The organism is Moorena sp. SIO1F2 (assembly GCF_010672755.1).
In the GTDB taxonomy this organism is placed as follows: Bacteria; Cyanobacteriota; Cyanobacteriia; order Cyanobacteriales; family Coleofasciculaceae; genus Moorena.
Genome location: NZ_JAAHFV010000158.1, coordinates 1 through 11070 on the forward strand (window position 1 = coordinate 1; position 11070 = coordinate 11070).

Consider the following 11070-nt stretch of genomic DNA (forward strand, 5'->3'; position numbering starts at 1 on the left):
ATCCCATCAACGACGAGCCAAGAGCCTATTTCGTTTGGGATTTGATTATCTGCGCTCAATTTTCACCAATCTTGACCACCAGTTCCCAGCTTTTCTTAACTCTCTCCATTTTTTGTCCTGTACTTAGGTTGCGCATTTAAATTGGATATTATTCAGTTAGCAAAAAACCATCAAACCCTCTCCCCTGCTACCATTCCTCCCTTACTAAGGGCAGGGCTGTTTCATTCTTTGGGATAAATTCTCAGGTCAATAGGCGTGAAAGGGATGAAACCTTGAAGAGGGTAGCCTTATTACAAAAACTGTAAGCATTCAGCCATCAGCGGTCAGCGGTCAGCCCTGAGCCATTCCCGTAGCGTGAGTCTTGGCCCAAAGCTAATAGCACCTCAAGTAGCGTGCGCGTAGCGCATTAGCTGATAGCTGATAGCTATTAGCTGAATGCTTACCAAAAGCTTAAACCTGTTGCCCATAACCTGCCGACCATAAAGGCTACCCTCAACTACTGTAACTTCAAGGGAAGTGGGGTGCTGGGGAGAGGGTATTTTTAAGGTTAAAAATACCTAAGGTGCGCTTTCCGCATCTAATTATTAAATTCGCCACACCGCTATCTCCCTATCTCCCTATCTCCCTATCTCCCCACCAATCACATTTTAGTCCGACAATGAAACAGCCCTGGCTTACTAAGGGGGGTTAGGGAGGATTGATGCTCCCCTGCTATCAGAAGCATGGAATTTAAATGAAGACCAGCTTAAGGCTCTGCCTTGATATCTGGAAATCGTGACAAATCCTGAAAAAAAGGGTTATAATATCCCTGTGAAGACAAAACATTGATTAACCCTAACAGGTTGATTAACCTTGAGGAATTTACTTAGAATTGCAGAGGGAATGGTTTGTAGATTGTTATCGTTAATCACCCACAATATCCAGTTTGTTGTTTTTTGTTGGTGGTTAGTAGAGGCGAACAGTTGTTGGCCCCTACAGTAGTTAGTAGAGATCAACACACTCTCACTAACTACTAACCACTAACTTGTTTCCCAGATTTGATGTAACCTCTACATAGACATACTCCAGCCGCACTGGCTGACGAGCAATGGAATCGAGGGGAATCCCATCAAAACAAGCAATAATATCCTTCAGGTCTAAAGACTCTGGTAGCCAAAAGGCTAAATCATTTCCATAGCGGCGATGAGTAAAGCCTAATTCCTGGGCACGAGCGATCGCTTGTTCTTCTTGAGGGGTGTCTACTACCACAATTTCTTGAGCCGGAATCTTTTGCCGTAACTCAAGCAAACTCCCCTCTGCTACAATCTGTCCCTGTTTAAGAATGCCAATTCTCTGGCAAAGACGTTCTGCTTCATCAAGGGAATGAGTGGTTAGCAAAATAGTAATTCCCTGGCCCTGAAGACGTCGAATCAAGTCCCAAATTTCATATCGCGCTTCAATATCTAAGCCTGTCGTAGGCTCATCTAAGATCAGTAATTTGGGCTGATGCACTAGAGCCACAGCAATATTCATCCGTCGCTGCATCCCACCACTGAGAGTTTCCACTGGACTTTTTGCCCGCTCTAATAAATTTACCGCAGCAAGGGCAGCGTAAACTTGTTTAGAGCACTGCTGACCATCTAACCCATACAGACGAGCAAAAAAATACAAGTTTTCTTGACAACTAAGGGTTTGATACAGTAAATTGTCTTGGGGGGCAACCCCAATCAGCTTTTTCGTTGCCTCGGACACTGGTTGGTTATTGATTGCGATCGCACCACTATCCGCTCGTAGTAAGTTACAGATGATATTGATAGTAGTTGTCTTACCCGCACCATTGGGTCCGAGTAAACCATATATTTCTCCTGCTGGAATATTTAGGCTTAAATCCCGCAGAACGTTTCGATTACCGTAAGACTTACTTAATTTATGGATATTTAGCACTAGTTAAACCTTGAGCAATACTAAGGCAATTTAATCAGACTTTTTTTACGATAATCGGATGATTTTATAGGAGTACTAGCTAATAGATAACTGACCCGACTATACTTAAGTTTATTTGTTTGTGCAAACCTCCTCATTCTTCAATGGTTTAAACTAGGTTACCCTGCACAAAAATTCCGTGGGTAATCACAATCTTCTCTCTACCCGAACCATCCCCTGGTATGACAACCATCCGACTATCACCATCACTGAGGCAAAGCCAAACAAAAACCAGAAATGAGACTCGATTTCCACCAAACCCTTCCCATCAGCCCATACTCCCAGCAAGGCTTCGTTCATATGATAAATTGGGTTAAACTTAGCGATTTCCAGTAACTGTTCCGGAAACAAAGCAGTTGGTAAAAACGCACCCCCCAAAATTAATAGAGGTACACCGAAGGTTCCCACTAAGGCATTAACGTCCTCAGTCCGCCGCGCTAATTGAGTTCCCAGAAAAAATCCCACTCCCACATAAGCAATAATACTCAGGAAAATAATCAATACCCCTAGCAACACGGAACCTTGAAACCTTGCCCCCAAAAATGCTGCTATGGTATAAACCACTAAGCCTTGACCTGTACCAATGCAGCTGTGAGCCAAAAAAATTCCTAAGAAATAGGATATGCCGCCTAATGGAGAGATAAATAAACGCTTGAGCATGTGCTGTTCTCGTTCTGAGACTACTGTTGCCACGCTACCCCCCAAGCAGCTAAAAAACAAAGCAGCACCCACAAGAGTAGTTGGGGCAGCCCGTTGAAATGCTTCTGCGGTTGATAGCTCAGCCTGTTCTGCCATAATCAAACCGTTGAGAAATAGCACAGTAATTGGAAAAATACTCCAAAATAATAGGCTACGCTGCCTTCGCCATAGTTCAATCAAGATTCGCTGTGCTACAGCCCAGGTTTCCCGCCAATATTTTATAATTATCCTGTGTGCCATTTATCATGTGGTAATTATTACTACTTTCAACTTTCAACTTTAACCCCATATTTTTGTGTTTAGATTACCTATCGTCTATTGATAACAAACAAGGTATCCAGGTCTCTAAGATAATAAAGGGCAAAACAAGCTGCTAACATTTGCCAAGCGGCAAAAAATAGCAAATTAGTATCAGTAAATAGGCTTAGATATTGCTGATAGGATGAGATAGTTTATATCCCATGAAATACTAATACGCTACCATAAGTCCATCGTTTTTTCCACTAAGAGTAAAAATCCTAGGATGATTACTAGCTGGATAGCGCCAATAAGAATAAAAATGCTGTTACCGAGTCCACTAATAAAGTAAAAGTTTTCATAGACCGCAGCTGCATGTTCAGGACGCACGAATTTATCGATTGTCCACATCAGCATTACTATAAAAACACTGAGGCGCAGTAGAAACAAAACTAGGGGAATTCGATTAGATGCTCTCATGGTAGTTTCAGAAATAATAGATCGCAAGTAATAGATCGGATAACAGAATGATAGATCAGATTATATAACACTACGCATTTAGATTAGGACATTCCTAAACTCCGAAATATAGTCATAGCTTACTTCTGACTTCTGACTTCTAACTTCTGACTTGCGCGTAGCGCTATATCTGGTAGCGTCGTTATTTTATACCTAGGCATAATGAACCATCATGGTAAGCATTAAGGTATCAGCCGTTAGCCGTACCCACTATGAATCCATGACTTTCTTGACAAAGTATAGTTCCTAGTTGTTTTTGAAAAATTACTGTTGACTGGGATTAAACAGTATCAGCTAGTAGCAGGGAAACTGCCACCGATGAAGTGGACATCACTGAAGGTTTCGATCCATAAACGAGCTCCACAATCGAGTGGATTATCTGGCTGATAGACAATCCGACACGGACCAATGATTTCGATCTGATTGCCGTATAGATTGTTGCCGCTTCGTTTTACTGAAATCACTGGCAGCCGGTCTTCAGGGCTTTTGTGGTTATTGGAGCCAATGCGATTGCGGTTGACATTAATCTTAGCCAAAGCAGGAGGACGAGTAGTACGCCATTTGCCTTTTGGTCCACGGGTACCTTTGGTGATTTGTGGCAAATCGTTGAACAGAGGAATAATCCAGAATTTTCCACTTTTATAGGCACCCCGAACCCGACCCTTCTCTAGGAGTTGGCGCAATCGCCGAGAAGAAATACCTAATAGAGATGCGGCTTCAGTAGTACCAACGTGCTTACTCATTGAGGGGACTTGAAATAACTATTCCGATACTAGTATATAATAAAAATGACCAAATAACAACTTCCCTTAAAGAAGTGATATCGTGTCCAGTTGTTTCAATAGTGTTGAAGGTTGTTCGCGTAGCGTGGCCGAAAGGCCAAGGTTTAATAACCGGGTTACCTGTAACCTAAAAATAGGTTGAAAGTTGTTCGCGTAGCGTGGCCGAAAGGCCAAGGTTGTTCGCGTAGCGTGGCCGAAAGGCCAAGGTTGTTCGCGTAGCGTGGCCGAAAGGCCAAGGTTTAATAACCGCCTAACCTGTAACCTGTAACCGGGTCACCTGTAACCTGTAACCAATAACCTGTAACGGGTTAACCAGATTGCGATCGCGTTTGCTAAAATTCTGCTAAAATCATTTATTGAAAGTAAATTAACCAGCACCCTTAATCATAAGGATTGCTAAACAGCTCAAATCCTTAATTCCATCACTTAATCAAATTAGCCAAATCTGACCGGAAAGCGAGAAGGGCTGACCGCTACTTTAGCTGATTAGCCAACAGCCAGGGTTAGCATCTAGAGCTAGCATCTAGAGCTAGCATCTACCACTAGCATCTACTTAAACCATCCTGATACCAGGGAATTTCTACCGTAATTACTACCGTATGTCATTTAACTGTGACATGCTCCCTCTTAAGAGGACAATCAACAGGAAAAAACTACCCTCTTAATGGCCTAGTCATACCCAAATTCCCTGATGACCTGCCAGTATGATCTGCTGTCTTAATCCCGATTGCCAGAATCCCATTAATCCGGATGATAACCAGTTTTGCCAAAGCTGTGGTAACAAACTAGTACTCCTGAAAAACCGCTATCTTCCGATTCGACCCCTCGGAGATGGGGGCTTTTCCAAAACTTATTTGGCAGAAGATAGGGACAAATTGGATGAACACTGTGTGATTAAGCAGCTAGCGCCCCAAATTGAGGGAACGAAGGCACTCAAGAAGGCACGAGAATTATTTGAGCAAGAGGCCAAACAATTGCAAAGGCTGGGACAACATCCCCAAATCCCTACCTTGCTAGCTTACTTTGAAGAAGATCAGCGCTTATATTTGCTCCAAGAGTATATCGAGGGGAAAACCTTAGAGCAAGAGTTGGCAGAAGCAGGACCGTTCAGTGAAGACAAGATTAGGGATGTTTTATTTGAATTGCTAACTATTCTCAAGTTTGTCCATCAACAGAAGGTGATTCACCGAGATATTAAACCAGGTAATATCATTCGCCGTCCTGCTTCGGCTCAAGGATATGAAAAAAAGACTGAGCTAGTATTAATCGATTTTGGGATAGCCAAGCAATTGAGGGCTACGGTCATGGCTAATATCACTGGCACCACTATCGGTTCCTTTGGCTATGTGCCTATGGAACAAATGGAGGGAGGTAAAGCCTATGCTGCTAGTGATTTATACAGTTTGGGCACGACCTGCTTTCATTTGCTTACTAATGTTCATCCTTGGGATTTGTGGAAGAAACAAGGCTATCGCTGGGTAAATAGTTGGCGAAAGCATTTAAAGCAACCGGTGAGTGAACAATTGTGGTGGATAATGGATCGGCTGCTCCCAGAAAGCTATCAGCACCGTTATCAATCTGTAGACCAAGTCTTGGAGGTGTTGGAGCTTCAGTCTGCGCCCTCTGCTAATCCCTCTCAATCAACCTCTAAGTATAACGAGTCTTTTCTGAATTTTTTAACGTCATTAAGACAAAATGACCAGTTAAAAAAACAAGTGATGATGGGAGGAGTTTCTTTATTATCTATAGGATTAATTACTCAAGGATATGGATATTTTCGCTATAAAACATTTCCGTCTAATCTAAGTTTTTTGATTGCTGGTTTACCAAGCAGTACCTACCTCAAAACTACTCTCAATGGACACTCTAACTCAGTGCGTTCTATTGCGGTTAGTCCTGATAGTAACTATTTGGTAAGTGGTAGTAATGATCATACTGTCAAAATTTGGAATTTGCCGAAAGGTGAGTTAGTTAGAACTCTTAATGGCCATGATGGTAATGTTTATTCTGTCGCTATTACTCCTGATGGAGAAAATATTGCTAGTGGTGGTGATGACAATACTATCAAGATTTGGAATTTGAAAAGGGGTCAGCTCAAAAAGAATCTTACTGGTCATCAGGGATTTATTAGTTCTGTTGCAATTAGTTCCGATGGAAAAACGTTAGTAAGTGGAAGTTATGACCACACTATCAAAGTTTGGGATTTACCGACTGGCAAGCTGAAACAAACCTTAAGGGGGGAAACGAATTGGGTTAGTTCGGTGGTGATTAGTCCTGATGGCAAAACCTTAGTTAGTGGTAATGGGGGCAATACGATCAGAATTTGGGATTTGGATACAGGTGATCTAAAAAAGACCCTGACTGGTCATAGAGATTCCGTTGTTTCTCTCATCATTAGTCCTGATGGCAAAACATTATTTAGTAGTAGTTTAGACCGTAATATTAAAATTTGGGATTTGACAATTGGTGAATTAAAAAATACCTTGACTGGACATATATACTATGTTCATTCTCTGGCGATTAGCCCGGATGGTAAAACCTTGGTTAGTGGTAGTGCCAATAATACCATTAAGGTTTGGGATTTAGAAACATGGGAGTTGAAAACTACCCTCACTGGTCATAAAAACTGGGTGAGTTCTCTGGCGATTAGTCCCGATGGAAAAACCTTAGTCAGTGGCAGTAGAGATGATAGTATTAAAGTTTGGAAGTTGCCTTGATTTATGACAGTAAGCTGGTTTAAGTTAAAGTTTTAGGTTATGACAGGAAGGGAGCAGGGAGCAGGGAGCAGGGAGCAGGGGTAAAGAATTTTATTTTTTTGATATAGCAATTATATTTCCCATGAGGTACAAAGGGATCCCCCTAAATACCCCTTAAAAAGGGGGACTTTGAGGTTTATAAGTGTAACTCATAAATGCAATAAAAGCTATAATTAAATAATATATAATTGAAATCCACAACAGCTGAAAGGATAAAGTGTAAAGTCTAAGCTGTAAACTGTAAAGTGTAAACCGTCAACACAATTTAAATGCATACCTGGCACTGGGACACTTGGAATAATTTGCCCTATTTAACGAGTAGCCTATTGAAGCAATGGAATCACGGCTTCTTTTCCTCAGCATTTTCTCCCCGTTCTCCTGAAGAAATGGTGGATGTACTCCAGCCTGATGCCCAGGTGTATCGAGTTAAACAGGTTCACGGCAATACAGTACTAACTCCTGGGGAAATTGAAAGTACCCAAAACGGTGAGCCAGACTCCAATAAACCACCGGCTGATGGTATTATAAGTGAAGAAGCTAACCAAGCTGTGTGGGTTTGTACAGCAGATTGTACGCCGTTACTGATTGGGGATATGGAAACGGGACAGGTAGCAGCAATTCATGCGGGTTGGCGGGGTACTGCTCAACGGATTGTTCCTAATGCGATCGCAAGATTGCTAAACAATGGTAGCCGTAAAGAAAATCTACGCATTGCTCTCGGTCCAGCAATTACAGGGGAATGCTATCAGGTATCAGAAACGGTGGCGGCTGAAGTAGGAGCTAGTATTGTATCTACTGATCAAGGGGATACCACTGAATCCATTCTGGGGGTGTTGCAGCAGCTAGACGACTCCCCGATATTAGATGACCCGAAACCCGGACGAGTACGCTTGGATGTGCGGCGAGTGAATGTCTTACAGTTGGAACAATTGGGCATTGATTCAGAACAAATTGCGATCGCACCCCACTGCACTTACTCTGAACCAGAGCGTTTCTTTTCCTATCGGCGTAATCAACTTAAGAAAGTTCAGTGGTCTGGTATTATTAGCTATTGAAGCGTAAGCTATCAGCTATCAGCTATCAGCTATCAGCTAATGCGCTACAGATTGTGCTACTTGATGTGCTTATGGGCTATGAGGAAGCTACACCGAACAGCTTTTGAATAAGCGATGCAGCGCCGACCTGCGGGGGTTTCCCCCACTCGCGCTTGGGATCAAGAAAACAAGTAAGCATTCGTTTAATCTCAGTGATGGAAAGCTGACGGCTGACGGCTGACGGCTGAATGCTTACATTGAAGCTAGGCCAAAGCCTGGCAACGGAACCGGTACGACAATAGCAAAGAAACGTCCTTGAATCCATGCCACGCACCCCTAGATTAACCTTTGACCGGGGAACTCTGATTTTGCATCCACCACCGAGGGGCAAAGCTTGGGTGGAGTATGCGACTTGGGATGATCGGGTAGAGAAGTTTCGGATTAGAGGAATTCATTATCGTCCTCTGGTAGAAACCTTACTCAGAGAAAAGGTTGATTTTATTGATGATGCTAGGGAATTTGTGCCTCTGCCACTAGTATCTAGTTTTGAGATGGAACCTTATCCCCATCAACGGGAAGCTCTATTGGCATGGAAGCAAGCCGGTCGTAAAGGGGTAGTGGTGCTACCAACGGGAGCAGGTAAGACTTATCTGGCCCAGTTGGCAATGCAAGACACTCCTCGTAGTACCATAGTTGTGGTACCAACCCTAGATTTAATGCACCAGTGGTATGCTCAACTCGAAGCAGCCTTTCCAGATGTGGAGGTGGGAGTGTTGGGGGGTGGTTCTCGCGATCGCACGCCTATCCTGATCGCCACCTATGATAGTGCCACTATTCATGCGGAAACCTTAGGGAATCGGTACGCTTTGGTGATTTTTGATGAGTGTCATCACTTACCTACGGATTTTTATAAGGTGATTGCGGAATATGCGATCGCACCCTATCGGTTAGGACTGACAGCAACCCCAGACCGCTCCGATGGCCGTCATTGGGACCTTAACGGTTTGATAGGACCAGAGGTTTATCGGAAAAGCCCTGATCAATTGGCGGGTTTGGCACTAGCTGACCATAAGGTAATTCAGATTAAGGTCAAGCTGTCCCAAAAAGAACGCGATCGCTATAATTCTTGCATGACGTTGCGCAATGATTTTTTGAGAGCGTCCAACATTCATCTCGGCAGTATTAAAGGTTGGCAGCAGTTTGTGATGGCAAGTGCGCGATCGCAAAGCGGACGCCGAGCCATGTTAGCTCACCGGGAGGCTAAGGAAATTGCCTTAGGTACCGATGGCAAATTAAGGATTTTGCTAGATTTACTCGCTCAGCATTACCCAGAGAAGATGTTAATTTTTACCAATGGTAATGCTACACTTTATCGCATTTCTCAAGAGTTATTAATTCCCGCGATTACTCATCAAACCCCAGTCAAGGAGCGTCATGATATTTTGAAGCGATTTCGGGAAGGAGAGTATCGCTGTTTAGCGGCATCCCATGTATTGAATGAGGGAGTCGATGTCCCCGATGCGCGAGTAGCGATTATCTTGTCAGGGACCGGTTCATCTCGGGAGTATATCCAGCGCTTGGGTCGGGTATTGCGTAAAGGTAAAGATGGGGAGAAGGTAGCGTTATTGTATGAAGTAGTAGCCGAGGATACCTCTGAAGAACGAACCTCTTGGCGTCGCCATGGTGGTGGTAGCAAGAATGAACCGCGAAGGCGCAAACAGCCGCAAGGGAGCCAGACCGGTAAGCAGTTGGAGTTATTGCCAGAGCAGGGTTATCAGGTCAAGCCTAGGAGTAGCCCCAAGGCGGCTGAGTCTAAGGGGAAGTGGGGAGATGAGGATGATGAGTTTTAGTATTTCTCAAAAGGTGATAGGGTGATCTGGTGATGGGGTGCTAGGTATGAATGCAACTTGGTATCAACACCCCTCTAACCAGGTCTCAAACTCACCAGGTAGAGGAGGTGACAACAAGACTAAAAGCGATGCAGCGCGGTCATGAGGGTTTCCCCGAAGACCGCGCTGCATCAAGACAAGCAGACAGGGGTTAGGGTGACCGGGTGGGGCGGGGCGCGGGGAAAATAAAAGCCACTTTGGAGTTACTCCAACCTGATTCAACCGTCCTATCAACGTGGCATAGCTCCTCCATTGTTCCAATCACCCGTTCCCCTACACCCTACAGCACTGAGATAAAGTCAGCAGAAGTCAGTAAACCACTAGAATCGACATAAGCAATGATCTCTCCACCTAAGTTGATTCGAGTGCCGTTGGTAATAGAAACATCAGATATTGTACCTGTGAATGAGCTTAAGGTGTAATTGGACAATGACCCGGAAATCTGGATCTTGTCAGAGTCAGTTTCGCCAGCGAAGCTAAATCTGTCGAAATTGTCAATGACAGCGTAATCTATACCAGCACCATTGTAATAGATCGAGCCACTGGTGCCCAGGATAATCAGATCCCTGGCAAGAGCATCACCAGGGTCAAGGATATCAATTTCACCAGCACCGTCCAGAATACTGTTAGTACCGTTCAGGGTATCTGAGCCCGAACCTCCAACTAGGGTATCATTACCACCTGCGCCAGTGAGGGTGTCATTGCCAGAACCACCATTGAGGCTATCATTGCCAAAATCTACAGTGGAATCATCACCCGTGAGGCTATCATTGCCACTGCCACCAAGTAGAGTGTCGTTTCCGGCTTCTCCCTGAAGTGTATCGTTGCCCGCACCGCCATCTAAAAGATCACCTATTAGATCAACAGTTCCTAGAGTATCGGAGTCCAGGGAATCATTACCACTACCGCCAATCAAGGTATCTGCTCCCCCTTGACCTTGAATAGTGTCATTACCACCATTACCATCGAGACGGTTTGCGCCGCTGGTACCGATGATGGTCTCACCCCCCTGAGAGCCCTCGACGTTCTCAAAACTGCGAATCGTTTCGGTATTACCTCCAGAAACTGAGGTGGTCTCAGTTGCCAGGTTGATGGTGACCCCGGAACCAAATGTGACATTGGAATAATCGATAGTATCGATTCCTAGACCGCCATTGTGGATGTCGAAATTCACAAAATCGTCGTCGATTAT

At 44.1% G+C, this 11070-nt stretch carries 8 protein-coding genes; 3 read left to right on the top strand and 5 right to left on the bottom strand.

The features are described from left to right. Positions 1–1005: 1005 nt before the first annotated feature. The 4 genes from F6J94_RS18670 to F6J94_RS18685 form a co-directional block, all read right to left on the bottom strand. Positions 1006–1923: an ABC transporter ATP-binding protein gene (locus tag F6J94_RS18670; RefSeq protein ID WP_293043241.1), complete on the bottom strand. Its 918-nt coding sequence runs from the start codon at positions 1921–1923 to the stop codon at positions 1006–1008. A gap of 186 nt (positions 1924–2109) precedes the next feature. Continuing rightward, entirely contained in the window at positions 2110–2901 is a 792-nt protein-coding gene (locus F6J94_RS18675; RefSeq protein ID WP_367142233.1) for an ABC transporter permease, read from the bottom strand. Between the two features lie 237 nt (positions 2902–3138). Continuing rightward, positions 3139–3378, bottom strand: coding sequence for a hypothetical protein (locus tag F6J94_RS18680; RefSeq protein ID WP_293026085.1), 240 nt, complete (start codon positions 3376–3378; stop codon positions 3139–3141). A gap of 329 nt (positions 3379–3707) precedes the next feature. Beyond that, positions 3708–4160 (bottom strand): helix-turn-helix domain-containing protein, encoded by a 453-nt coding sequence (locus F6J94_RS18685; RefSeq protein ID WP_293026083.1) that lies wholly within the window; start codon positions 4158–4160, stop codon positions 3708–3710. 743 nt (positions 4161–4903) lie between these two features. On the opposite strand from F6J94_RS18685, the gene F6J94_RS18690 reads away from it, so the two are divergent. From F6J94_RS18690 to F6J94_RS18700, 3 genes are all read left to right on the top strand, one after another. Then, a complete protein-coding gene (locus F6J94_RS18690) occupies positions 4904–6916 on the top strand; it encodes a WD40 repeat domain-containing serine/threonine-protein kinase (protein WP_293043244.1) in 2013 nt (670 codons plus the stop codon). A gap of 308 nt (positions 6917–7224) precedes the next feature. After that, positions 7225–8010, top strand: coding sequence for a peptidoglycan editing factor PgeF (pgeF, locus tag F6J94_RS18695; protein ID WP_293029004.1), 786 nt, complete (start codon positions 7225–7227; stop codon positions 8008–8010). A gap of 302 nt (positions 8011–8312) precedes the next feature. Further along, positions 8313–9839, top strand: coding sequence for a DEAD/DEAH box helicase family protein (locus F6J94_RS18700; RefSeq protein ID WP_293043248.1), 1527 nt, complete (start codon positions 8313–8315; stop codon positions 9837–9839). A gap of 319 nt (positions 9840–10158) precedes the next feature. On the opposite strand, the gene F6J94_RS18705 is transcribed toward F6J94_RS18700, so the two are convergent. Continuing rightward, positions 10159–11070 (bottom strand): calcium-binding protein (locus F6J94_RS18705; RefSeq protein WP_293043251.1); only part of this gene is annotated, 912 nt, incomplete at its 5' end.